The sequence below is a fragment of the Acinetobacter sp. LMB-5 genome, from assembly GCF_001541635.1.
GTDB classification, from domain to species: domain Bacteria; phylum Pseudomonadota; class Gammaproteobacteria; order Pseudomonadales; family Moraxellaceae; genus Acinetobacter; species Acinetobacter pittii.
Genome location: NZ_LRDR01000007.1, coordinates 35,683 through 61,425, shown reverse-complemented (window position 1 = coordinate 61,425; position 25,743 = coordinate 35,683). Strand labels below are relative to the sequence as shown.

At 40.4% G+C, this 25,743-nt stretch carries 22 protein-coding genes; 13 read left to right on the top strand and 9 right to left on the bottom strand.

Features of this window, described 5'->3' with window-relative positions; translation table 11 throughout:
- Positions 1 to 11 precede the first annotated feature (11 nt).
- From AW165_RS10975 to phnX, 5 genes are all read left to right on the top strand, one after another.
- Entirely contained in the window at positions 12 to 1,214 is a 1,203-nt protein-coding gene (locus AW165_RS10975) for an ABC transporter ATP-binding protein (RefSeq protein WP_060465837.1), read from the top strand.
- Entirely contained in the window at positions 1,208 to 2,917 is a 1,710-nt protein-coding gene (locus AW165_RS10970) for a putative 2-aminoethylphosphonate ABC transporter permease subunit (protein WP_060465836.1), read from the top strand. The genes AW165_RS10975 and AW165_RS10970 overlap by 7 nt, the downstream gene beginning before the upstream one ends.
- 101 nt (positions 2,918 to 3,018) lie before the next feature.
- Positions 3,019 to 4,173: a TIGR03364 family FAD-dependent oxidoreductase gene (locus AW165_RS10965; RefSeq protein WP_060465835.1), complete on the top strand. Its 1,155-nt coding sequence runs from the start codon at positions 3,019 to 3,021 to the stop codon at positions 4,171 to 4,173.
- 26 nt (positions 4,174 to 4,199) lie between these two features.
- Positions 4,200 to 5,387 carry a 2-aminoethylphosphonate--pyruvate transaminase gene (gene phnW, locus AW165_RS10960; protein ID WP_060465834.1) on the top strand — a complete coding sequence of 396 codons (1,188 nt, stop codon included), beginning with the start codon at positions 4,200 to 4,202 and terminating at the stop codon, positions 5,385 to 5,387.
- A gap of 36 nt (positions 5,388 to 5,423) precedes the next feature.
- Positions 5,424 to 6,239 (top strand): phosphonoacetaldehyde hydrolase, encoded by an 816-nt coding sequence (phnX, locus tag AW165_RS10955; RefSeq protein WP_057069267.1) that lies wholly within the window; start codon positions 5,424 to 5,426, stop codon positions 6,237 to 6,239.
- Between the two features lie 224 nt (positions 6,240 to 6,463).
- On the opposite strand, the gene AW165_RS10950 is transcribed toward phnX, so the two are convergent.
- A complete protein-coding gene (locus AW165_RS10950) occupies positions 6,464 to 7,714 on the bottom strand; it encodes an MFS transporter (protein WP_017385555.1) in 1,251 nt (416 codons plus the stop codon).
- Positions 7,715 to 7,775: 61 nt separating this feature from the next.
- A complete protein-coding gene (locus tag AW165_RS10945; RefSeq protein ID WP_060465833.1) occupies positions 7,776 to 8,927 on the bottom strand; it encodes an acyl-CoA dehydrogenase family protein in 1,152 nt (383 codons plus the stop codon).
- A 331-nt stretch (positions 8,928 to 9,258) separates the two neighbouring features.
- Here AW165_RS10945 and AW165_RS10940 point away from each other — a divergent pair, with 331 nt between their 5' ends.
- Together AW165_RS10940 and AW165_RS10935 are read left to right on the top strand one after the other, a co-directional pair.
- Complete coding sequence (locus AW165_RS10940) at positions 9,259 to 10,476, top strand: CaiB/BaiF CoA transferase family protein (protein WP_060465832.1); 1,218 nt, start codon at positions 9,259 to 9,261, stop codon at positions 10,474 to 10,476.
- A 186-nt stretch (positions 10,477 to 10,662) separates the two neighbouring features.
- Positions 10,663 to 11,508 carry an IclR family transcriptional regulator gene (locus AW165_RS10935; protein WP_013198245.1) on the top strand — a complete coding sequence of 282 codons (846 nt, stop codon included), beginning with the start codon at positions 10,663 to 10,665 and terminating at the stop codon, positions 11,506 to 11,508.
- A 65-nt stretch (positions 11,509 to 11,573) separates the two neighbouring features.
- Here AW165_RS10935 and AW165_RS10930 read toward each other — a convergent pair whose 3' ends face one another.
- Positions 11,574 to 12,383, bottom strand: coding sequence for an enoyl-CoA hydratase (locus tag AW165_RS10930; protein WP_060465831.1), 810 nt, complete (start codon positions 12,381 to 12,383; stop codon positions 11,574 to 11,576).
- A gap of 229 nt (positions 12,384 to 12,612) precedes the next feature.
- On the opposite strand from AW165_RS10930, the gene AW165_RS10925 reads away from it, so the two are divergent.
- On the top strand, positions 12,613 to 13,584 hold the full coding sequence (locus AW165_RS10925) for an NAD(P)H-dependent flavin oxidoreductase (protein WP_060465830.1): 972 nt from the start codon (positions 12,613 to 12,615) through the stop codon (positions 13,582 to 13,584).
- Between the two features lie 39 nt (positions 13,585 to 13,623).
- Here the strand turns inward: AW165_RS10925 and AW165_RS10920 are convergent, their stop codons facing one another.
- The 6 genes from AW165_RS10920 to AW165_RS10895 all read right to left on the bottom strand — a co-directional run bounded on the left by AW165_RS10920 (position 13,624) and on the right by AW165_RS10895 (position 20,196).
- Positions 13,624 to 14,796 (bottom strand): MFS transporter, encoded by a 1,173-nt coding sequence (locus AW165_RS10920; RefSeq protein ID WP_060465829.1) that lies wholly within the window; start codon positions 14,794 to 14,796, stop codon positions 13,624 to 13,626.
- 63 nt (positions 14,797 to 14,859) lie between these two features.
- Positions 14,860 to 15,702, bottom strand: coding sequence for an IclR family transcriptional regulator (locus AW165_RS10915; protein WP_000081482.1), 843 nt, complete (start codon positions 15,700 to 15,702; stop codon positions 14,860 to 14,862).
- Positions 15,703 to 15,811: 109 nt separating this feature from the next.
- Positions 15,812 to 17,017 (bottom strand): 3-oxoadipyl-CoA thiolase, encoded by a 1,206-nt coding sequence (locus AW165_RS10910; protein WP_060465828.1) that lies wholly within the window; start codon positions 17,015 to 17,017, stop codon positions 15,812 to 15,814.
- A 14-nt stretch (positions 17,018 to 17,031) separates the two neighbouring features.
- Positions 17,032 to 18,555 (bottom strand): 3-hydroxyacyl-CoA dehydrogenase, encoded by a 1,524-nt coding sequence (locus AW165_RS10905; RefSeq protein WP_060465827.1) that lies wholly within the window; start codon positions 18,553 to 18,555, stop codon positions 17,032 to 17,034.
- Positions 18,556 to 18,616: 61 nt separating this feature from the next.
- Entirely contained in the window at positions 18,617 to 19,378 is a 762-nt protein-coding gene (locus tag AW165_RS10900; protein WP_060465826.1) for an SDR family oxidoreductase, read from the bottom strand.
- Positions 19,379 to 19,407: 29 nt separating this feature from the next.
- On the bottom strand, positions 19,408 to 20,196 hold the full coding sequence (locus AW165_RS10895; protein WP_000116544.1) for an enoyl-CoA hydratase: 789 nt from the start codon (positions 20,194 to 20,196) through the stop codon (positions 19,408 to 19,410).
- A gap of 311 nt (positions 20,197 to 20,507) precedes the next feature.
- Here AW165_RS10895 and AW165_RS10890 point away from each other — a divergent pair, with 311 nt between their 5' ends.
- The 5 genes from AW165_RS10890 to dcaP are packed head-to-tail and all read left to right on the top strand — an operon-like array spanning position 20,508 to position 25,728.
- Positions 20,508 to 21,662, top strand: coding sequence for an acyl-CoA dehydrogenase family protein (locus AW165_RS10890; RefSeq protein WP_060465825.1), 1,155 nt, complete (start codon positions 20,508 to 20,510; stop codon positions 21,660 to 21,662).
- A gap of 58 nt (positions 21,663 to 21,720) precedes the next feature.
- A complete protein-coding gene (locus tag AW165_RS10885) occupies positions 21,721 to 23,004 on the top strand; it encodes an MFS transporter (protein WP_199983926.1) in 1,284 nt (427 codons plus the stop codon).
- Between the two features lie 47 nt (positions 23,005 to 23,051).
- Complete coding sequence (locus tag AW165_RS10880; protein ID WP_000608704.1) at positions 23,052 to 23,720, top strand: 3-oxoacid CoA-transferase subunit A; 669 nt, start codon at positions 23,052 to 23,054, stop codon at positions 23,718 to 23,720.
- Positions 23,720 to 24,373, top strand: coding sequence for a 3-oxoacid CoA-transferase subunit B (locus AW165_RS10875; RefSeq protein ID WP_060465824.1), 654 nt, complete (start codon positions 23,720 to 23,722; stop codon positions 24,371 to 24,373). The genes AW165_RS10880 and AW165_RS10875 overlap by 1 nt, the downstream gene beginning before the upstream one ends.
- A gap of 38 nt (positions 24,374 to 24,411) precedes the next feature.
- Positions 24,412 to 25,728 carry an outer membrane trimeric porin-like protein DcaP gene (gene dcaP, locus AW165_RS10870; protein ID WP_060465823.1) on the top strand — a complete coding sequence of 439 codons (1,317 nt, stop codon included), beginning with the start codon at positions 24,412 to 24,414 and terminating at the stop codon, positions 25,726 to 25,728.
- Positions 25,729 to 25,743 lie beyond the last annotated feature (15 nt).

The following is a 25,743-nucleotide window of genomic DNA, read 5'->3' as shown; positions in this document are numbered from 1 at the left end:
AGGGTCTCATTATGCAAATTCCTTCGTCATTGCAATCATCGCTGCTAGGTCAAAACCAGAAGGGTGAGTTAGCAGGGCATTTACTGTCGTCATTAACGACCTATAAATATCCTGAACATGGTCCGTCGGTTTTAGAAGTGGTGGATATACAAAAAAAGTTCCAACACTTTCAGGCCCTAACGCATATTAATTTAGACCTGAAAGCTGGCGAGTTCGTGAGCTTTTTGGGACCTTCTGGATGCGGTAAAACCACATTGCTACGCATAATTGCGGGTCTAGAAAAACCTGATTATGGAAAGGTTATAAAAAAGGGCGCAGACATTACGTTGTTGAGTGCTGAAAAGCGTCACTGTGGAATTGTGTTTCAGAACTATGCGTTATTTCCAAACTTAAACGTTGAAGAAAATATTGCTTTCGGCTTAGATAAAAGAAAGTGGGATAAGGTACAGCGTAGCCAACGGGTTCAACAGTTATTGGAACTAATTGAACTACCCGATATTGCTAAAAAATATCCAAACCAATTGTCGGGCGGTCAGCAGCAACGTGTTGCGCTTGCTCGTGCAATTGCACCGAATCCAGATATTTTACTGCTGGATGAACCCTTGTCTGCACTCGATGCTCAGGTACGTCTAAACCTAAGACAAAAGATCCGTTCGATTCAATCGCAGCTTAATTTGCCAACCATTATGGTCACACATGATCAAGAAGAAGCATTAAGCATTTCTGACCGTGTGGTTGTCATGAATCATGGCGTCATTGAGCAAATTGATACGCCGCACAATATTTATTACAAGCCACAAACCCAATTCGTTGCCAAGTTTATTGGCACCATGAACTTTTTGGCAGCCACTTGTTCGGTAGTTAATCAGCTCGAGGTTTTAGGTTTTATTGCTCTAAATTTGGAACAGCAAAAACTTAAAGCTGGGGAAAATTACAGCATTGGTTTTAGACCCGAAGCAGTCGAGTTAGTTGATGATTTTGGTAGTGATAAAGAATCGTTGTATTTGCCAGTTAAAGTAATAAGCACTGAATTTTTAGGCGCAAAACGTCGTTTGTTTTGCACTATTCATATCGATGGAATTGAGCAGGCAAAACACCTTTTGCAAATTGAAATTGAAAATACCAAGTTCAAATCTTTGCAAGAACTCATGTTTATAAAAGTGCCTAATCAGCTCATTCATATCTTTGACGAACAAGGGTACGCACTATGTTAAATGAAGCTGCTTCAGCGGTTTTAAAAACACAGCCGCGTCGAAAAACTGAATATTCATTAAGATCAAATATTGCTTTAGCAAGCGTTGCAATCGCTTTGACTTTAGCAATTATTGCTCCTTTAATGATGCTGTTTGAAACCGCATTTTTTGATGAAAATCAAAATTTTGTTGGCCTTGAAAATTTTTATAATTATTTTGCAAGTCCAGCTTTACTCAGCTCTATATTTAACTCGGTGTGGGTTGCTTGTGCTGCTACTGTCATTACAGTATTTCTTGCCAGTATTTATGCTTTTGCACTCACCAATGTGAATATAAAAGGCAAAGGCTTCTTTAAACTGGTCGCTTTTTTACCCATTTTAGCGCCATCACTTTTGCCTTCTTTGGCATTGGTTTATTTGTTTGGTAAGCAAGGTGTGTTTAAACCTTTACTGGGCGATATACAAATTTATGGTCCAATCGGTATTTTAATCAGTTATTGCTTTTGGCTATTTCCAGCAATTTTGATGTTGATGATGGTGTCTTTTCGCAGTGTCGATCAGCGTTTAATTGAGGCATCTTTGTCGCTCGGCAAAAATATCTGGAAGACGCATTACCACGTCACACTACCTGCAATTCGCTATGGGCTTATTAGTGCAAGTCTGGTGGCTTTTATTTATGTACTGACCGATTTTGGGATTCCGAAAGTCATTGGCGGTTCATTTAACATGATGGCACTTGATGTCTATAAACAGATTATTGGTCAGCAAAATATGAGCATGGGTGCAGTGATTTCCATCTTATTGTTGTTACCAGCAGTTTTTGTATTCATTTTCGATCGTATTCAAACCAAACGCCATGCACGGTTTCAAGCTTTTCAGGCTAAACCTTATGTTTCAGCATCGAATAAAAAACTTGAAGTCGTTCTGGGCTTATTTTGTGGTTTAGTTTCAGGTGCGATTTTACTGATTATCTTTACGGCAGTGCTGGCTTCATTCATTCAGTCTTGGCCTTATGATTTGTCTTTGACCTTAGCACATTACAGTTTTGAATATGTCGATGGCGGCGGTTGGGCGGCGTACTTCAACTCGGTTCGCATGGCACTCTTTAGTACGGTTTTTGGAACAGCACTGATTTTTATGGTGGCACTATTAACCGAACGTTTTAAGACACATTCATTCATTAAAAACTATGTGCAAGCTTTGGTTTTATTACCTCTTGCCGTGCCAGGGTTGGTGCTAGGTATTGCTTATATTTTATTTTTTAACCAGCAAAGCAACCCTTTAAATGTGCTGTATGGAACCATGACCATTTTGGTGATTTCAACCATCGTGCATTATTACACCGTCCCACACCTGACTTTAACCAATGCCATTAAACAGATTCCGCTACAGCTCGATCAGGCAGCACAAACTCTAGGTACATCGAAGTGGAAAACCTTTTGGAAAGTTTATTTGCCCATGTGTTTTCCAGCGCTATGCGATGTATCGGTCTATGTTTTTGTGAATGCCATGACCACTGTGTCGGCTGCGATTTTCCTCTATTCACCAGACACCAGTTTAGCTGCGGTAGCTGTTTTAAATATGGATGATGCAGGAGACACGGTTGCTGCTGTTGCGATGAGTATTCTCATTTTGACGACCTCATGTGTTGTAAAACTCATTCATTGGTTATTTACCAGAAAAATTATGGCAAGAAGTCAGCAATGGCGCGAAAGCGCTCATTAAGTTTTAGCTAAACACAATTTTTATTTAACCGACTGAAATTGAATGCTTTGTTTAACAAGGCAAGGGTTTATTCATCCTAAATTTCGTAAATTGGAAGTCTTATGAATAACGCACAGTTTGATTTAATTATTGTCGGAGCAGGTATTTTAGGTTTGTCCGCTGCCATACAGGCACAAGAACAAGGCTTGAAAGTTTGTATCTTCGAGAAAAATGCCAAGCCTGTGGGCGCAACTCGCCGTAATTTCGGCATGGTTGGAACATCGACTTTAACCCATCCAGAGCAACAGTGGCGAAAGTACGCGCTTGAAACGCGTTCTTTTTATCAACGCATTCAGGCTGAAACTGATATTTCATTTGAGCAAAGACAAGGTGTGTATCTCGCCAATACGGCACTTGAATGGCAGGTTTTAAATGAGTTTGCCGAGCGTGCAAATAACTATCAAATTCCAGTTCATTTGCTAAAGCATGAGGAACTGGTCACCCAATTTTCCTATTTAAACCCCGAGCAGCAGTTTCAAGGCGGCTTGGTTTTTGAAGAAGACTATTCTGTCGAACCGCATGTGGTTGGGCAGCGACTATTGGCATATGCCGAAAGAAAAGGTGTAAAGATTTATACCAATGCTTGTGTCGTTCAAACCCAATATCAGCATGAAAGTTGTCAGGTTCGTTTGGCAAGTGGTGAGGCATATCGGGCAAATAAAGTTTTGATCTGCCACGGTGAAGTGATCGATGTTTTATATCCAGAGCTTTTACAAAGCTTGAATCTGAAACGTTGTGGTTTGCAAATGGCCCTGACTCAACGGTTTCACCAAAACTTAAATGCTTCTCTTTATTCGGGCTTATCCATTTCACGTTATCCAGCTTTTGAAACTTGCCCAAGTCATGCAGAGCTGGTTAAAGCATCACAACAGGGTTTCATTAAAGAATTCGGTATTCATATTCTGATTAAACAAAATGAATTTGGCGAACTGATCGTAGGCGATAGTCACGAATATTATTCGATTAATGAAGCGCCTCAGTTCGAGCAGCGTGAAGAGATTAATGAGTTTATTCAAGCTTACTGCCACGAAAAATTAGGCCTGACTTTACCTCCAATTCAAAAACGTTGGAATGGTTATTACCTGACCCATGAACATGAGTTGGCCTGTGTCACTGAAGCTGAAAAAAACATCTTTCTGGTAAGTGCAATTGCTGGTAAAGGCATGACCACGGGGGCTGGATTTATGAAAGAAATATTAGAACAAAATATTTATTAGTTTGTCATCTGGTTTAAACCAGATTGATGTATATTGAAATGAACGCGAAAGAAATGAGTAACATTATGAACATGCAACCCCAACTCGATATGGATTTAGAGAACAAATATTTGCTTCTTACTCCAGGACCATTATCAACATCGGCAACAGTACGCCGTGCCATGCAAAAAGATTGGTGTACTTGGGACCAAGAATACAACTCGCTGGTACAAGATATTCGTAATCGACTGGTAAAGTTGGCAACCAGCGAACCTGAAAAATATACGCCTGTGTTAATGCAAGGCAGTGGAAGTTTTGCTGTGGAGTCTGTGCTTGGTTCAGCTATTCCACGTGATGGCAAAATCTTGATTATCAATAACGGCGCATATGGTGCACGTATGGTGCAAATGGCGCGTTGCCTGAATATTGAAGTTGTAGAACTGAACTATTTAGAAACCCAAACACCAGATTTACAAGAGATTGAGCGTGTTTTAGAAGATAAAACTATTAGCCATGTTGCTTGTGTGCACTGCGAAACCACCACAGGTATTTTAAATCCGATTCAAGACATTGGCCGTTTAGTGAAAGCTGCTGGAAAAATCTGGATTGTAGATGCCATGAGTTCATTTGGTGGTGTGCCTATGGATATTGCTGAGCTTGGAATTGATTTTCTAATTTCAAGTGCAAATAAATGTATTCAAGGTGTTCCGGGCTTTGGCTTTATTTTGGCAAAGCGTGATTGCCTAGAAGCATGTAAAGGTTTAGCTCGTTCGGTCAGTCTCGATTTGTATGACCAGTGGAACACGATGGAGCAGCATAACGGTAAATGGCGTTTTACCTCGCCAACCCATGTAGTACGTGCATTTTATCAAGCATTGCTTGAGCTTGAGGCAGAAGGCGGTGTTGCTGCACGTTATCAACGTTATTTACAAAATCAACAAACCTTATCTAAAGGTATGCAACAACTTGGCTTTGAATTGGTGCTCGGTAAAGAGTGCCCACAATCGCCCATCATTACCACATTCCTTTACCCAACAGCCGAAACATTTAGCTTCCAGTCATTTTATGAAACGTTGAAAAAATCAGGTTATGTAATTTATCCGGGCAAAGTCACTGACCTTAACTGTTTCCGTATTGGCAATATTGGCGAAGTTTATATTCATGACATTGAAGGACTTCTTGCTGCGATTGCGAGCTACTGCGAAAGCCATCTCAATCAAGCTGTAACAGCATAACTTTTATTAAACCATTTGAATTAAAGGGAATACATCATGACAACCAACAATACACAAATTCAGGCTGTAGTTTTTGACTGGGCTGGCACAACAGTAGATTTTGGCTCACGTGCACCAATTTTGGCTTTTATGGCTTTATTTAAAGACAATAAAGTTGAAATTACGGTTGAAGAAGCGCGTGCGCCAATGGGTTTAGAAAAACGTGACCATATTGCAGCAGTTTTAAAAATGCCGCGTGTAGCAGCGGCATGGCAGAAAGTATATGGGAAACCTGCAACTGAAGCAGATATTGACCGTTTATATAAAGACTTTATTCCGTACCAGTTAAATTCTATTCCGAAATGTTCTGCTTTAATTCCGGGTGCATTAGAAACGTTTGAAAATATTAAAAAGCGTGGTGCAAAAATTGGTAGTAATACAGGATATGCATCCATGATGATTGGTCGTTTGGTTAAAGATGCTGCCGATCAGGGTTACCGTCCAGACTGTATTGTCACTGCCAGTGATGTGAAATATGGTCGTCCATATCCTGAAATGTTATGGAAAAACTTAATTCAACTCGATGTTTCTGACATCAAAACTGTTGTAAAAGTAGATGATACCGTGGTGGGGATTGACGAAGGTTTAAACGCAGGGTGCTGGACAGTAGGACTTGCGATTAGTGGTAATGAAGTCGGTTTAAGCTATGAAGAGTGGGGTGCATTATCGGCTGATGAACAGATTGTTCTAAAAGATAAGGCATACCAAAAAATGAATGCGTCGGGTGCTCACTATGTGATTGATAGTGTCGCTGACTTACCAAACGTACTAGATGATATTGAACGCCGTTTGGAGCAGGGTGAACGACCTTAAACAAATGTTTAGGTCTATATTTTTTTAAGCTTAGCTCCCTTGGGAGCTAAGCTTACCTAAAAAATTAAAATGAAGAGTAATAAACTCCACATATGGGGAAATAAAGAGTAACTTTGAAGAGTAAATTCCTTATTTCCTGCTAACCATCTAAAACACATGTTTAGATCGTTAGACCATCAATCCTATAGTCATATGACCTATAGGATTTTTTGTGATGGATCTTTTTATGACTTTTGAGGGTCGTATAATTTTTCTTTAATGAATAGAGCGGGTATCACACCACAAATTAGGTAGGCAGCACCCATCACGACAAAACCTAACCCAATAGACCCGCCAGAGGCTAAGAAACCAATCGTTGCAGGGGCTAAGGCAGCGCCTAAACGTCCGACGTTATAAGCACCGCCAATAGCTGTACCGCGGATTGCTGTTGCAAAGCTTTCGGTCATATAGGTGGCATTTACGCCATACGGGATGCCGTAGAGGAAACCAAAGGTCACCAGTAAATATAAAATGTTGCTTGGAGAGTTATAAAAAACAATTAAAGGTAGGAAAATAGCAGTGCCGATTGCACCAAAAGCATAGGTAAAACGACGTCCTAATTTATCGGCCATCATGCCCGCAAGAACTTTACCCAAAATCATCGCGGTATATGTACCTACCATATAGGCAGTCATTTCCTTAAATTTCATACCGAGTTCACTTTCAAGGTATGAAGGCATCCAGTTATTTACGCCATAGTAGCCAAACTGTAAAAAGCCTGCCGTTAGCGCCCATAGGATAAACATATTACGGTTTCGTTTATCTTGGAAAATAAGCTTAAATGCCGAGGTTTTTAGAGCATTTTGAGCCACAACAGGTTGTTGTAGTCGAGACTTTTGCCATGCTTCTGGTTCTGGTACAAGAATATGCATGAGGAAAGCAATAACAACAGGAATAATCGCAACATAAAACAGCATGCGCCAGCCATGATCAGGAATAATCCAGCCTGCAAGTAAGGTCGCAACAATATAGCCAACCGTCCAGCCAGCTTGTAGGGTACCCAGTACTGTGGTGCGGTAACGGGTTGGGACATATTCGGCCATGAGGGTATTACAGGCAATATAAAGTGAACCCAAACCCAGTGATGCAAAAAATCTTAAAATACCAAACTGAAGAAAGCTTTGGGTGAAACCTAAGCCACAGGTGAGGAGTGAGAAAATTAAAATAGAAATAACCACAATGCGCACGCGACCAAATTTATCGCACGCCCATCCCCCAAAAATTCCACCAACAGCCATGCCTGCCAATGTGAAACTGCCAAGCATACCTGCTTGTACTGAACTTAATCCAAAATCTGCCTTAATACTATTTAAGCTATAAGACAGTAGCATCAAATCTGCCCCATCTACCAACAGTGCTAGAAATGCAAAAATAAATGCTATTTTCCACGTATGAGGCTGTATACGGGAAAGACCTTCTTTGTAATTTGTAGCCATAATCCATTACCTACATTTGATAAAAAGCACTTCAAGTCGTTTTGAAGCGCTTAAAATTTGATTAAGACGCAGCGCGAATCATGTTTCGGGCAATAATCATTTGTTGAATTTGAGTGGTCCCTTCATAGAGACGGAACAAACGAACATCTCGATAAAAACGTTCAATGGCGTATTCACTGATGTAACCCGCGCCGCCGTGAATTTGTACGCAGCGATCAGCAACGCGGCCACACATTTCTGTTGCAAACATTTTTGCGCATGAGGCTTCAGTGCTAACGTTTTGTCCTGCATCGCGTAGGCGTGCAGCGTCTAAGACCATACATTTAGCGGCATAAATTTCAGCTTTTGAATCGGCAAGCATGGCTTGAATGAGCTGGAATTCGGCAATCGGTTGTCCAAATTGCTTGCGTTCGATGGCGTAATTTAAAGAGTCGTCTAGCATTCGTGTTGCTGCGCCGACACTCAAAGCCGCAATATGCAAACGGCCTTTATCGAGTACTTTCATGGCCGTTTTAAAACCAATACCTTCTACACCACCAATGAGCGCTGAAGCAGGAATGCGACAATTTTCAAAAATAACGTCACAGGTATGGGCACCTTTTTGTCCCATCTTTTTATCGCGTTTGCCAAGAGAAATGCCCGGAGTTTGGCTATCAACAATAAAAGCAGAAATGCCACCAGCGCCTTTAATATCAGTGTTTGTACGTGCCATGACTGTAAATACACCAGCGTGCGGAGCATTGGTAATAAAGCGTTTGGTGCCATTTAAAATATAAAAGTCACCATCTTTAATAGCGCTGGTTTTTAAAGAGGCCGCATCAGAACCTGCGTCCGGTTCGGTTAAGCAAAAAGAACTAATCACTTCACCACGTGCTAAACGCGGCAAGAAAAATGATTTTTGTGCTTCGGTCCCATCAATAATCAGGCCACTTGAACCAATACCATTATTGGTTCCAATCAGAGAGCGAAAAGCAGGAGAGGTACGACCTAACTCAAAAGCCACATAGACCTCTTCTTCCATTGTTAGTCCAAGACCTTCGTACTCTTCAGGAATGGTTAAACCGAATAAGCCCAGCGCTTTCATTTGCTCAACGATATCTTGAGGAATTTCATCCGTTTCAGCGACTTCATTCTCATGAGGAATTAATACACCTTCAACAAATTGTCGAATCATATCAACAAGTTGATTTAAGGTTTCCTGATCTCGAATCATAGTCTTGTCCTTTTACTACATGCAAAAAACATCAATGTGATGTTCGTAAAATCACCAATATTTGAAGCGATAGTAATCAAAGGATCAACGCAAAACAATATATTTTGAAAATTAATTTCGCAATGCGATACTTTGTTGTTGATTTATGTTTGGCTAATTTATTGATTTATTTGAGCTATATTTCCTTATAAAAAATCATTATTTTTAGTGGAAAATTAAAGTTTGATTTTTAAAAAGAGCTGTGTATATTAAAAATATATATCGCTATGCGAAATTTTAAATGGATAAGTTTTCCTATAGGAAATGAGTCACAAAATATAGTGGGATGAAGATGGGTGCTTTAAATGGAATTCGGGTGCTTGACTTAAGTCGGGTATTGGCTGGACCTTGGTGTGGGCAGATTCTTGCCGATTTAGGCGCAGAAGTAATCAAGATTGAACGACCGAAAGTCGGTGATGATACCCGTTCTTGGGGGCCACCTTGGATGAAAGATGACTCAGGCCAAGATACTCAAGAAGCTGCATATTATCAGTCTACCAACCGCAATAAACTATCTGTTGCTATCGACATTGCTAGCCCTGATGGTCAAGAATTGATTAAAGCTATCATTCAAGACACCGATGTCGTGATTGAAAACTACAAAGCGGGTTCTTTAAAAAAATACAGTTTGGATTACGAGTCTTTATCTGCGATTAACCCTAAACTGGTGTATTGCTCGATTACTGGTTTTGGTCAAACTGGCCCAAGAGCAGAAGAGCCCGGTTATGACTTTATTATTCAGGGCATGGGCGGACTCATGTCGGTCACAGGTGAGCGTGATGATTTGCCTGGTGGTGGACCACAAAAAGTAGGGGTCGCATTTTCCGATTTAGCCACTGGTCTTTACTCTACGATTGCCATACAGGCTGCTTTACTCAACCGTCATGTGACGGGTTTAGGCCAATACATTGATATGGCTTTGCTTGATGTTCAAATTGCCACAATGGCGAATCAGGGAATGAATTATTTATCATCAGGAAATATCCCTAAACGTTATGGCAATGCACACGCTAATATTGTGCCTTATCAAGTGTTCAAAGCTTCTGACCGTGATTTTATTATTGCATGTGGAAATGACACTCAGTTTATTCAACTCTGTCGTAGTATTGGGTTGCCCGATTTACCAAATGATGCGCGTTTTGCCAGAAATGCAGATCGAATCAAACACCGTGAGGAAATTATCGGAATTTTATCAAAACACTTTTTAACTAAAACAGCAGATGAATGGGTAGATGCAATTTATGCCGCTAAAGTTCCGGTAGGTGTGATTAATAACTTGGAACAAGCTTTTCAAGAGCCTCAAGTGGTTGCCCGTGAAATGCTGGTCGAGATGAATCATCCTCAACGTGAAAAACTGAAGGTAATTGGGTCACCAATCAAACTTTCTAGAACACCCGTTGAATACAAAACAGCACCGCCGCTGTTGGGTGAACATACGCAGGCCGTTTTGGAAAGAGTGGTTTCTTCAGAAAAACTCGCTGAGCTCAAAGAAAAAGGTGTAATTGGGTAGGTGGCTTAAAAGCGGAAGGTTAAAATTATATTTAAAATCAGAAAATAAAATATTTAATCTTTCGCTTTAATGAGTTAAATGAAGTTATCTTTTAGATGCAGACTCGGATGTTTGCTCTTTTGCTATTTATAGAAAAAATAGATTATAATTTTCGCAGTGCGAAACAAAATATGGATTGGTATGACAATGAACGATGCAGTTGATGCAGAACCGACAGAAAAATTATTAGCGCCTTTAAGGCATGAATTATTACATCCGATTGAAGACATGCAGGATGAAAATGATCGCCAATTTATTACTGCATTAGCACGTGGTTTAGAGCTATTACGTTGTTTTACACCGAAGCATCAGCATTTGGGCAACCAAGAGCTTGCTCAGATGACAGGTTTACCAAAACCAACCATTACTCGCCTTACACATACCTTGTCGCGTTTGGGTTATATCAAACAAGTACCTAACTCAAGCAAATTCCAGCTTTCAGTTGGTGTTCTTGCGTTTGGTTATTCCATGCTGTCTAACGTATCGATTCGCTCTATTGCTCATCCATATATGAAAAATTTGGCAGATTATGCTGGCGCTGCTGTAGCCATGGCAACACGCGATCGACTAAACATGATTTATCTTGATGTGGTGCAAGGCAAAGGCAATATGACCATGCGCCGTCAAGTTGGAACTTATTTACCGATTCATTTAAGTTCTATGGGGCGTGCATGTTTAGCTGCAATGCCTGAAGACGAAAGAGAATTTTTACTTGATGCCATCCGTAGCAAACACAAAGAAGACTGGATCAAAATTAACCGTGATCTAGACAAAGCTTTTAAAGACTACCAAGATTTTGGATACTGTTTTTCAATTGGCGAATGGCATAAAGATGTAAATTCGGTTGCAGTTCCACTGATTCATGAACAACATGGTTTGCTGGTATTTAACTGTGGCGGTCCAAGCTTTATTATGAACCGTGAAAAACTCGAAGAGGATATTGCACCGCGTCTTTTGCACATGGTGAATAATATTCGTACTGAGATTAGCTAAACCTATTTGATTTATTTATAAGAGCCAGCTTTGTTTTTCAAGGCTGGCTTTTTAGTGGGTGAGCTTTAGGCTGTTTGGCTGTGAAAGTTCGGTTTCCGTTTTTCTTTGAAAGCATTTAATGCTTCTTTAAACTCGGAACCTTGTAAACAACGCGAGAAAATAGTCGACTCATGATCAATACGATTGAGTAGATCATCAATTGGCATATCTCTTAGTAACTTTTTACTGAGCTGTAAGGCTTGGCTTGGTTTGTGAGCGAGTTTAACTGCTACTTCTTCAACCATTTGATCCAGCTTATCTACTTCAAATATTCCATTTACCAGCCCATAATTTTTTGCTTGGTCTGCCGAAAACTTTTCACCGAGTAAAATAATTTCCGAAGCTCGAGCAAAGCCCAATAATCTTGGCAAGATGTAACTTGAACCCGCTTCAGGTACAAGTCCCAAATTCACAAAGGGGAATTGGAAAATAGAGTTTTGGCTTGCATACACAAGGTCACAATGTAGAAGCATAGTGCTGCCAATACCAATTGCCACACCATTTACTTTAGCAATAATCGGTTTTGGAAACGTTGCCAAGCTTTTTAAGAAAACAATCGAAACGGGTGGTTCTGAAGTGGTGGTATCGCGTTTTTCAAATGCATTGACATCATTGCCGCTAGTAAATGCGGAGTTTTCACCAGCAAGCACAACGACATGAATATCTTGATTAGTTGCAGCCTCATCTAATGCCTGACTTAAAGCTGCATACATTTCATAATTAATTGCATTCTTTTTAGTGGGATTGCTCATAGTGAGCGTTAGTATATGTTTATCTAAACGCTGTTGAATTGTGCCTGTTTTAAGCTCGTTTTGAGTTTTGTTGTTCTGATCCATGATTCATTCCTTTAAATAACTTCTGTCTAAAAATTAAACTCATTAAAATAATGCTATCGAAAAATAATTCCGTTATCAATTATTTTGTTTTATATTGTGGTACATAATTTTGTATTGTGAAATTTTTAACTTAAATTACTTTAAATGCTGATAGGATTTATGAGTAAATAAGCATTTAGCTCTGCTAAAGAAATGAGAAGCTAGCTATAGAACAGTGAGTGGAAAGAATATGAAGACCAAAATTACAGAACTATTTGAAATCGAGCATCCAATTATTCAAGGTGGTATGCATTATGTTGGTTTTGCAGAGCTTGCTGCTGCGGTTTCTAACGCGGGTGGGTTAGGTATTATTACTGGCTTAACTCAGCGTACACCTGAAAATCTGGCAAAAGAAATTGCACGTTGCCGTGAAATGACTGATAAGCCTTTTGGGGTAAATTTAACCTTTTTGCCTACGGTGAATACCCCTGATTATCCGGGTTTTGTAGAAGCAATTATTAAAGGTGGAGTCAAGGTCGTAGAAACAGCAGGGCGTAATCCTGAACAAGTCATGCCGTATTTAAAAGCTGCTGGCATTAAAGTAATTCACAAATGTACTTCGGTTCGACATAGCTTAAAAGCTCAGCAAATTGGGTGCGATGCAGTTTCTGTAGATGGTTTCGAGTGTGGTGGTCACCCTGGTGAGGATGACGTGCCAAATATGATTTTATTGCCTTTAGCAGCCGATGCATTAGAAATTCCGTTTGTTGCTTCAGGTGGAATGGCAGACGGACGCTCACTCGCTGCGGCTTTAGCGATGGGAGCCGATGGAATTAACATGGGAACGCGTTTTATTGCGACTCAGGAAGCTCCCGTACATGCAAATGTGAAACAGGCGATTTTGAATGCAACCGAACGAGACACGCGTTTAATTATGCGTGCTTTGCGAAATACAGAACGTGTCATGAATAATGCTGCTGTAGAAAAAATCGTGGCAAAAGAAAAAGCGCTAGGCGATAACATTAAATTTGAAGATATTATTGAAGAAGTCGCTGGCGTCTATCCAAAAGTCATGATTAATGGCGATGTTAATGCGGGCGCATGGTCGTGTGGGTTGGTGGCAAGCTTGATTCATGATATTCCGACATGCGATGAATTGGTTAGCCGAATTGTCAAAGATGCAGAAGACATTATTCGTGGTCGGTTATTAGGGCTTTTATAACGAACCATTAGCCTACTTTATATAAGATCAGCACAAGCTTTAATTGTGCTGATTTTTTGCATCACGCACACAATAATAAAGACATAGCACGGCAAAAATTAAACCTAAAATACAGACACCTGTCCATCCGAAGTGTTTCCAAGCATAACTTCCTGCCGTTGTGCCTAAAGCGCCGCCAGCAAAGTAACCCGTCATATAAATCGCGTTAAAACGTGAGCGTAATTCTTGATTAAGTTTAAATACAATACTTTGGTTGGTGACATGCACAGCAGAAAGAGAAGCGTAGAGAATAAGTAAGGCAATAATATAAAAGGCGAAATGGTAGGGTAAAAGTGAAAAAAGAATCCAACTTATAATAAGCCCGAGGCCACAATAAATTGAAATTTTATGGATATAGCCTTGGTCAATAAATTTACCTGAGAAATTGGCAACGAACGTCCCTAATACCCCAACAAAACTGAAAAGGCCAATGGAAAAGTCGCTAAAAAAATAGGGCGCTGGAGCTAGAAGCAACGACATGGTGGTAAAGGTTAAACTCACACATGCAAATGTAAAACCACCAATATAAGTTCTGGTTCTTAACCGTCGATTTTGAATAAAAATCTGTGGTAAAGAACGAATAGTTTTTGCATAGTTTTCAGATTTAGTCGGTGGAAATAACCCAATATTACGATGCAAAATAATGGCAATGATGAGTAACAGAAAACCACTGACCAGATAAATAATATTCCATGCAAAAAGCGTAGACATCAGCCCTGAAAGGGATCGAGCGAGTAAAACCCCCATCATCAGTCCACTCAGTAAAAAACCGACGACACGGCCGCTTTGTTGAATTGGAACCAGACTTGCAGCAAGCGGTAACAACAGTTGGGCTGCACTAGAAAATAGACCAGTAATGATAGTGCCAAGCAGTAAAAGATAAATATTGTGCGAAAAACCGCTAATAATTAATCCACTTGAAGCCAATAACATAAAGATAAATAGCAGCTTGCGCTTTTCTAATATGTCGCCCAATGGCATTAAAAAGAGTAAACCACATGCGTAGGTGATTTGGGCTAGAGTTGGCACCCACGCTGTAGTTGTTTCAGTTAAATCTAGGCTTACACTAATTGAATGAATAAGTGGCTGACTAAAATAATTTCCACCTGTACAAATGCCTGCGGCAATCGCCATTAAAATAATGGTTGGGGTATAGAGTGCGTTTTTCATCATGCCTTAGTCATAATGAAAGTGGAACCTTAATCAACACAACCATGACTATTTTAAGCACGACTGTTAATGCGTTTCATTCAAAGCATCTTGAATGTTGTGCACCATGTGGATTAAACGTGGTCCAATTTCACCTTCAAGTTTTTCCGGATTTAAATGAAAACTTGGCGCACCACAGTTAAAAACATAAAGACCGTGTTTCGAGCTGACCAAAGGTACAGCCACCGAGTTCACTTCTTTATGCCACTCACCTAAAGACAAACAATATCCATAATCTTGGTAATCACGGAAAGCTCGTTCTAAAGAACGTTTTATGGCTGGCCAGTTTTCTGGATTTTTTTGTTTCAATGCATCAAGTAGAAAATTGCGCTCACGTTCAGGAGTCGCAGCCAAGCATGCTCGTCCCATAGAACTGCTATGCAGTGGTAAAGTCGAACCAATTGGACGGCGCATATTTAATGCAGTTTCAATTTGGACAACATCGATATACACCATATTTAAGCGGTCACGCGTTGCCATCGCTACAGGCGCTTGAACATACTGGCTCATCTCTTCCATATATTGATGAGCAATATTACGAATCGAGATGTTAGATAATGCTGCGTATCCTAAAGATAAGACACCAATATCTAGTGTGTATTTGGTCGAGTTAGGCAATTGTTTTAAATAACCTAATGACACAAGGGTATTGGTAATACGTGCAATGGTCGGTTTAGGTAAACCTGTCATTTTTGCTAATTCTTGATTGCCAAGCACCTGATTATTTGCAGAAAAGCATCTTAAAAGTTCTAAACCGCGCGCTAAAGAAGCAATAAATTGCGGGTTATTTTCTCGATGTATATGCGAAATAGGATCTAAACGTATCTCATCAAAATTTATTGGTTTTTCAGTTTCCGTGTTTTGAGACATTCGATCCTCAAATATAATTAAAGCAATAGTTTTGCCATTATATTTCGCTCTGCAAAATAAATCCATTCATCACTGCGCTGTTGTGATGAATGGATATCTGGTTCAATGGTTATGAAACGTTTTCAATCACCATTGCAAGACCTTGGCCTACACCAATACATAGGCTCACCACAGCATATTTCTTTTTACGGCGTATTAGCTCACGAGCTACTGTTAACGCAAGACGAGCGCCAGATGCACCAAGTGGATGACCAACTGCAATCGCACCACCGTTCGGGTTCACACGTGGGTCATTAAAATCAACATTCAAACCTTTTAAACAAGATAAAACCTGTGAGGCAAAGGCTTCATTAATTTCAATAATATCCATGTCATCTAAAGTAAGGCCAGCACGAGTAACTGCTTTTTTAATGGCTTCGATCGGGCCTGCACCCATAATACGTGGTTCAATACCCGCAGCTGCCGCTGATAAAATTTTTGCCATTGGTTTTAGGTCATATTTTTGACCTGCTGCTTCTGAACCAATTAACAGGGCTGCTGCACCGTCATTAATACCTGAAGCATTACCAGCTGTAACCACGCCACCTTCAAAGAGTGGTTTTAACTTTGTGAGTGCTTCAACAGTTGAACTTGGGCGAGGGTGTTCATCTTCTGAAACGAGTTTGGGCGGTAATTTTTTGCCTTGGAAAACCTCAATTGGAGTAATTTCATCGGCAAAGAAACCTTCTTCTTTGGCTTTTTGATATTTGGCTTGTGATTGAGCTGCAAATAAATCAGCTTGCTCACGGCTAATACCAAAGTCGGCTGCAACGTTATCGCCTGTTTCAGGCATTGAATGACCGCCGTACTGAGCAATAATTTTTTTATTTGGAAAGCGAGAGCCAATGGTGGTGTCATAAATTTTTGCATCACGGCTATAAGCACTTTCTGCTTTACCCATCACAAAGGGTGCACGTGACATACTTTCTACACCACCTGCGATATAGAGCTCGCCTTCACCACAAGTAATGGCACGTGCTGAGTCAATCACAGCGCCTAAACCACTAGCACATAGGCGGTTTACTGTCTGGCCCGGTACAGTAACAGGTAAACCAGCAAGTAATAATGCATTTCGTGCCACATTACGGCTATCTTCACCCGCTTGGTTGGTGTCGCCTAAAATCACATCTTCAATATCAGCACCCGGAACACCAGTTTTTTCTAATAGTTTTTGAATGACAGTTGCGGCTAAATCATCAGGGCGAATTGAGGCAAGTTCACCTGCATGGCGGCCAAATGGGCTACGCAAACCATCATAGATATATGCATTTAACATTGAGAAATTCCTTTTCAAGACTTGTGAGTAAAAGTAAGAGGTAAATGAAGTGCGACACGACGCTGTAACCACGGGCTAGGGCGGTAACGCGGGTCATGCGTAAGTGCTGTTATACGGTTCAGAATGAGTAAGATTTTTTCGCTACCGACTTGATTGCCCCACTCAATTGGTCCAAATGGATAGCCTAAGCCAAGACGTACCGCGGCATTAATGTCATCTACAGTGGCAACATTTTGCTGTGCAATATCGCAGCCTAAATTAATCACCATCGCTAAAACACGCTGAGCAACAAAGCCAATACTTTCAGCAATCATGCTCACCACATTTCCATCTAAATTGAAAATAGAGTGAGCTGCCTGACTGTATTCAGGTTTGGTAACAAGTGAAGGCATTAAGGTACGGTGCTTTGCAATGCCATAAAGCATGTCTATAGCAACAGCTTGTTCGGGGTTAACTCCTAAGCGGGTCGCCGCTTGGGTTGTGTCTTCGCCGTAACAAGCAAGTAAACATAAGCTATCTGTTTGTGGTTCAGAATTGGTGTCTAGGGCAATATTTTGCTGAGTTAAATAATCTTCGAGCTGTTTCTTATCGTCTGAAAAATCGGCAGCGATCCAAACTTTTGGATATTGTGCTAAACGCTCTACAAACTTTGCAGGTTGTTCACCTGTTTTTGAACCAGTTTCATAGTTATAAAAACCTTGATTGACCTTACGTCCAAGTTGCTTGGCATCAAGCATTTGCTTGGTGAGCGGGTTTGGTTTGTAGCGGGCTTCTTCATAGTATTGGTGATAAATCGACTCCATAACTGGATGAGAAACATCAAGACCTGTTAAATCAAGTAATTCAAAAGGACCCATTCTAAAACCAACGCCGTCACGTAAAATTCGGTCAATTTCACTGACGTCACAGACGTTCTCGTTTAAAATTTTGAGCGCTTCGGTGCCATAAGCTCGACCAGCGTGATTAATAATAAATCCAGGGGTGTCCTTCGCTACAACAGGGCGGTGACCAAATGCACGAGACAGATCGTTTAAAGCATCTATAATAAGTGGATCTGTTTTTAAACCACGAATGACTTCAACCACTTTCATGAGTGGAACTGGGTTAAAGAAGTGATAGCCCACAACACGCTCAGGCTTTTTACAGTTTGCAGCAATGGCTGTAATAGAAAGGGAAGAGGTGTTTGAGGCTAAAATAGTATTATCCGAAACAATGTCTTCAAGCTGTTGCATCAAGCTTTGTTTAATATCAAGGCGTTCAACAATTGCTTCTACAATCAGGTCACAATTTTTTAAATCTTCAAGTTGATGAGCAACAATTAAATGGTTATTTGCCGCTGCTGCTTGCTCAGATGTAATTTTATTTTTGTCGACTAACTTTTGAAATGTAGCAGCCAGTTTTTCTTTAGCCTGTTCTGCTGCACCTGCTTTGGCATCATATAAATAAGTGGTATGACCTGACTGTGCAGCAATTTGAGCAATACCACTGCCCATAATACCGACACCAATCACAGCCATGCTTTTAATATCATAAGTCATGTCGATCATCCTGATAATTAATCTATATTTGAAATTAAATGGAAAAATAGGGTTGAGTGATTTAGCTTAAGCATTGTTTATCACCATCAATGGGTAAGATTTGTCCTGAAATTGAGCGACCACTGTCTGATGCTAAAAATAGGCATAAATCTGCAATATGCTTTGGATTGACAAAATACTTGAGCGACTGATTTTTCAGTGCGTTTTGAGTCACTTCTTCAAGTGAAGTATGGGCTACATCGGCACGGGCCTGTAATACACGTTGAACTCGATCACCATCTACCGCACCCGGAAGAATAGCGTTAACTCGAATATTGTCTGTACCGAGTTCCATAGAAAGCGTTTTGGTAAAACCAATCAGTCCCCATTTTGACGTGGAGTAGGCCAATCGATATGGATAGCCTAAGCGGCCGGCAATAGACGACATATTTATAATCACGCCTGCCTGTGCTTGCTTTAAATAGGGAATGGCTAACTGGGTAATTAAAAAAGTGCTATTCAGGTTTAAATTAATCACCGTGTTCCAATCTTCAAAACTTAACTCATCTGCTGCAACGGTCGGACCTGAGATGCCTGTGTTATTGACTAAAATATCAATACTGCCAAGCTTTTGAATTGCTTGGCTAAACATCAGTTTAATTTGTTCATGATCAGCTAAATCACATGTGTAGATATGCAAATTTGGATAATCTTGTTGAAATTGTTCTAGGCTTTTAGCATTAATATCGCAAACAAAAACTTCATCTTGATTGTTTAAAAAGACTTCAGCAATACATCGTCCAATCCCTGAACCACCTGCACTAATCAATACTTTTCTGGCCATTTTCATTCCTTTGTTATTATGGTTTTAAATTATTTACCTTGATACGACGGCTTACGCTTTTCGATAAAAGCTTGAACGCCTTCATTTTTATCTTCGGTAGAAAACAACAACTGGAATGCTTTTCGTTCTAGCGTTAAGCCTACATTTAATGGAACATCTTCGCTCATTAAGGCAACTTCTTTAATTTGTTGCAGGGCAATAGGAGGCATTTTTGCGAGGCTTTGCGCCATTTGAATCGCAGTTGGAATAGTTTGGTCATCTTCGGTGACTTGCGAAACAAGACCGATGGTATAAGCTTCTTCGGCTTTGACCATGGCACCCGTCATAATCATGCGCATGGCATGGAATTTACCGACAGCACGAAATAAACGTTGTGTACCACCAGCACCCGGCATTAAACCGACTTTAATTTCTGGTTGACCAAAAGTCGCGCCTTTACCTGCAATAATAATGTCAGCATGCATTGCAAGTTCACAGCCACCACCTAATGCATAGCCATTTACAGCAGCAATCACAGGTTTAGGGCACTGAGCAATCGCATTCCAGTAACGTTCCGTATGGCGCAATAACATTTCAGTTGAAGTTGCGGTTGCCATTTCTTTTAGATCTGCGCCTGCGGCAAAGACTTCTTCACCACCTGTGAGCACAACCGCATTGATCTCATCGTTAAAACTTAATTCGGTAAAAGCTTGTGCTAGTTGTTTGCGAACCTCTGTATTCAGTGCATTTTTTGCTTCAGGTCGGTTTATTTTTACAATCGCTATTTTTTGAATAGAAAAGTCGACTTCTACGAAATTATTCCCTATTGATACACTCATTTTTGAATTCCTTGTTTCGCACATCAAAACTATATTCCTTTTATGATGCTTATTTTGGAATTTATTTCAAGTCTTATTTAGTCCATTAGAGCAATTATGATTTATTGAATAAGCTAAGTTATTGATATTGCGTAATGGTGATTTTTTAAATTTCGTTAAACGAAATTAATTTTCAAAAAAGCTTGAAATTTGTATTTTCGTTCTCGTACTATGAAACACATCCGCAGTAAACAAGATTTAAAACATGGTATCCAGACAAGCTGGAGATGGCTGATGGGTACGATGGAAATACATAAAAAGGGAGATCACAGATGATCCGTGATGAAGGGATGTTGGAGCAGTTACTTTCAACAATTCGAGATTTTGTAAAAAATGAATTGATCCCTCGTGAAAACGAAGTGGTAGAGAAAGACAAAATTCCGGATGACATTGTGCAGCAAATGCGTGAGCTTGGTTTGTTCGGCCTCACAATTCCCGAAGAATATGGTGGCTTAGGTATCACCATGGAAGAAGAAGTCAGAGTTGCATTTGAACTTGGACAAACTTCACCAGCTTTTCGTTCTTTAATTGGTACTAATAACGGTATTGGTTCAAGTGCAATTTTGATTGATGGCACAGAAGAGCAAAAGCAAAACTATTTACCTCGTTACGCAAGTGGCGAAATTATTGGTTCATTTTGTTTAACCGAGCCTGAATCTGGCTCTGACGCTGCCTCTTTAAAAACCAGCGCAGTTAAAGACGGTGATTTTTATGTGTTAAACGGCACCAAACGTTTTATTACCAATGCACCTCATGCTGCAACTTTTACCGTAATGGCTCGAACCAATTCTGAAATTAAAGGGTCTGGTGGTATTTCAGCTTTTTTAGTTGAGGCAAATACGCCTGGCATTACGTTGGGCAAAATTGACCAAAAAATGGGGCAAAAGGGTTCGCACACTTGTGATGTGATTTTTGAAAATTGCCGTGTGCCTGCTTCTGCATTGATTGGTGGCGTAGAAGGTGTTGGTTTTAAAACGGCCATGAAAGTGCTTGATAAAGGGCGTTTGCACATTGGTGCCTATAGCGTGGGTGTTGCCGAACGCATGTTAAACGACGCATTGCACTATGCGATTGAGCGTAAACAGTTTGGTCAACCTATTGCAAACTTCCAGTTGATTCAAGCCATGCTTGCCGACTCAAAAGCCGAGATTTATGCAGCTAAATGTATGGTCCTAGATGCGGCTCGCCGTCGTGACAATGGCGAAAACATTAGCACAGAAGCATCATGCGCCAAAATGTTTGCGACTGAAATGTGCGGACGCGTTGCTGACCGCTGTGTACAGATTCACGGTGGTGCAGGCTATATCAGTGAATATGCCATCGAGCGTTTTTATCGCGATGTGCGTTTGTTCCGTCTATATGAAGGAACTACGCAAGTTCAACAAATTATTATTGCTAAAAACATGATTAGGGAAGCTACAGCCTAATAAAAAATCAAATGCCATGAGGCATTGGATGCCTCATGTTCCTTCTGAGGATATGGACATGACAACAGAAACAGTTACCCAAAATACGGCTAGCAGTGAAGCTATCCAAACACCAAAAAAGATTTGGATTACCGCATTTATATTCGCTTTTTTAACATTGTTGTGTGATGGGGCAGACTTAGGTTTTTTGGCATTGAGCCTGACCAGTCTTAAAACAGAATTTCATTTGACGGGTGTACAAGCTGGAACACTAGGCAGCTTAACGCTTTTCGGTTCCGCTGTGGGTGGTCTGATTGGCGGCTGGGCGTGTGACCGTTTTGGGCGAGTTCGCATTATTGTATTCTTTATTGCTTATTCTTCAGTTTTAACTAGTGCGCTGGGTTTTACTGATTCTTATATGCAATTTGCAGTTTTAAGAACATTTGGAGCGATGGGCTTAGGCGCACTTTATATTGCCTGTAATATTTTAATGTCTGAAATGGTGCCAACCAAACATCGCTCGACCGTTTTGGCTACTCTCATGACTGGTTATACACTGGGTTCTTTACTCGCGACCTTATTAGCTGGACATATTATTCCTGAACATGGCTGGCGTTTCCTTTACTGGATTGCAATTGCGCCTGTGGTGTTGTCAGTTTTAATGCACTTTTGTGTACCTGAACCTGAGTCTTGGAAAAAAGCGCGTCAATTAAAAGCGTTAGAAGTTGCTCAAAGTAACCAACCTAAAAAACGTCAAAATCCATATTTTGAGATTTTAAAAGATAAAAAACATGGCACCATGTTTGTTCTCTGGATTATTAGTACGGGTGCATTGCAGTTTGGCTATTACGGCGTGAGTAACTGGTTACCTGCTTATTTAGAGTCTGATCTTGGCATCAAGTTTAAAGAAATGGCCATGTATATGGTCGGTACTTTCCTGATTATGATGTTTGCTAAAGTGATCGCAGGGATCGTTGCCGATAAATTAGGACGCCGCGCTGTATTTGCTTTCGGAACTATTGGTACAGCTTTATTTATTCCAGTGATTGTCTATTTAAATACACCAACCAATATTTTATGGATGATGCTGTTCTTCGGTTTCCTTTACGGTATTCCTTACGCCATTAATGCCACATATATGACAGAAAGCTTCCCGACTTCTATTCGAGGCTCGGCAGTGGGTGGTGCTTATAACATTGGCAAAGTACTTTCTATTTTCTCTCCATTAACAATTGGTTATCTATCGCAAAATGGTTCTATTGGCTTAGGGCTTTTGGTGATGGCTGCAGCTTATTTTATCTGCGGTGTAATCCCATTGTTATTTATTAAAGACCGACTATTTAACCCGCAAAAGGCAGAGTGACAGATCAATCTGTCACCTTAAATTAAGGATGAAAAGGGACAAGTGAGATGATAAATAAAATCACCAGTGACATTGAACCAATTTTAAAAGCTATTCCTGATGGAGCAACCATCATGACAGGCGGGTTTGGTGTGACTGGGCAACCTGCTGAATTAATTGAAGCCTTAATCGATTTAGGAAAAAAAGAACTCACCGTTGTAAATAACAATGCGGCTTCTGGTGATCGTGGCCTAACCAAGCTCATTATTGCTGGCTGTGTTAAAAAAATGATTTGTTCATTTCCGAAATCTGCTGGGTCAACCGTTTTTCAAGACTTATATAGAGCGGGAAAAATTGAGTTAGAACTAGTTCCACAAGGTAATTTGGCTTGTCGGATTCAGGCCGCAGGGGCTGGTTTAGGGGCTATTTTTACGCCGACTGGTTATGGTACCAAAGTTGCCGAGGGTAAAGAGACCCGAACCATTAACGGTAAAAATTATGTGCTTGAATATCCACTTGAAGCTGATTTTGCACTGATTTATGCCGATAAAGCCGACCGCTGGGGCAATTTAACTTACCGCAAAGCAGCCCGCAATTTTGGGCCGATCATGGCAAAAGCCGCCAAGACCACGATTGTTCAAGTGAATGATACCGTAGAGCTAGGAACGCTTGACCCAGAGTGCATTATTACACCAGGAATTTTTGTTCAGCACGTTGTAAAAGTAGGAGATATCTAATGTCAGTTCAAAAACGTTCTCGTGAAGATATTGCCAAGCTCATTGCCAATGACATTCCGGAAGGTTCCTATGTCAATTTAGGAATTGGCTTGCCGACCAACGTTGCTAAATTTTTGCCAAAAGACAAAGAAATCTTTTTACATTCGGAAAATGGGGTTTTGGCTTTTGGCCCACCACCACAACTGGGTGAGGAAGATGAAGACTTAGTAAATGCCGGAAAAGAACTTGTCACTTTATTAGATGGTGGATGTTTTATGCATCATGGTGACTCGTTTGACATAATGCGTGGCGGCCATCTGGACATTTGCGTAATTGGGGCATTCCAAGTTGCGGTAAATGGAGACTTAGCAAACTGGCATACAGGTAAAGCAGATGATGTACCCGCAGTTGGCGGTGCTATGGATTTGGCAGTCGGCGCAAAAACGATTTATGTCTATATGGAGCATGTCACTAAAAAAGGTGAGCCCAAAATTGTAAAGGAAATTACATATCCAATGACGGGTGAGCAGTGTGTAGATCGTATTTATACAGATTTATGCATTATTGAACTCAAAGACCAAAAAGCTTATGTCACGGAAATAGTCGAAGGCTTAACTTTTGATGAATTACAGGCTGTTACAGACTGTGAATTGATAGATGCACGTGTAGCCTAAATTACACACGGAAAAAACGCTTCTTTAAGGATTAAAAGATGAAAAAATTAATTTTAGCTGCAGCTTGCGCTGCGGCCTCAGGGACTATTTTTGCAAATTCTTCATATACCACAGAACAAAGAATTAATTTGCTAGAAACCGAGCTGCAAAAATTAAAAGCAGAACTTGCTGCTCAGAAACAAACTCAAAATAATTTACAGGTCAAACAGGTAAAGATTGAAGAGAACATCGAAAAAACTAAAGCCACTGTAACAGAGAAGCCTGTTGCTCCTTCGTGGGTGACTTGGACAGATAATGTGAAGGTTTACGGTATTGCCCGTGTTGATGCAGCGGTTGATTTTAAATCATCACCAGACTCAGGTGGTAGAACAACCAGCAGTCTGTACCGAACACCTTTTGAAAGTGAAAAACGTTCAAATCATGCACGTTCCGATGCCATGATTAATGCAAGCCGATTAGGTGTTTATTTTAATAGTCCTAATAAAGCAGTTACAGGAAATATTGAAGCCGATTTCTTTGATAGCTCTAACATGGGAACGGGGGATGGTAAATTCCGTATCCGTCATGCATTTTTTACCTATAAAGACTGGACCTTTGGTCAAACATGGTCACTCATGTCTAACATGGAAACCCGTACAGAAGCTGTCGATTACACCCAATTTGTGGGAACCTCTTATACGCGTACTCCTCAAATTCGTTATGACTGGAAAATTGATGCCAATAATGATTTAAAAGTAGCTTTGGAATATACAGGTTCGAGAGTCTCGGCATTTCCAACTTTAACTGGTCGTTATACCTTTAAACAAGGTCCTTTAACGGCCCTTGCTCAAGGCTTTATTAATGAAAAGTCTACAGATGTGGCAACTGCCACGGTGAAAAAAGTAAGTTGGGGTGCAGGAGGCGGCTTAAAATATCAACTCACGCCACAACAATCGGTACAAGCAAATTATCAATATATTGTCGGTGATCAAAAATTTATGCCATATACCACCCAAAGCGGGTTGGCAAATTCAGCAAGTTTAAATGCCGCGGGTGATTTCTCTTTAAACGAAGATAAAACAGATTTGGTTATGAATAAGTTGAATAGCATCAATATTGGCTATTCATATAAATTTAATGAGCAATGGCGTGCAAACTTATCGGCTTCAATGTTTGATTATGACGACGACACGGCTTATGCCAAACTCAACCCAGATGCCAACAAGCGTTTAACGGACTACGCAGCTAACGTCTTTTATTCACCAATTGAGCAAATGGATATTGGGATGGAATATCACCAAGGCAAACGAGAGGTGTTTGATGGCAGAACCGCTGATGTATCACGCGTAAACTTTGTATCGATGTATAAATTTTAAAATAGGGCGTAATTA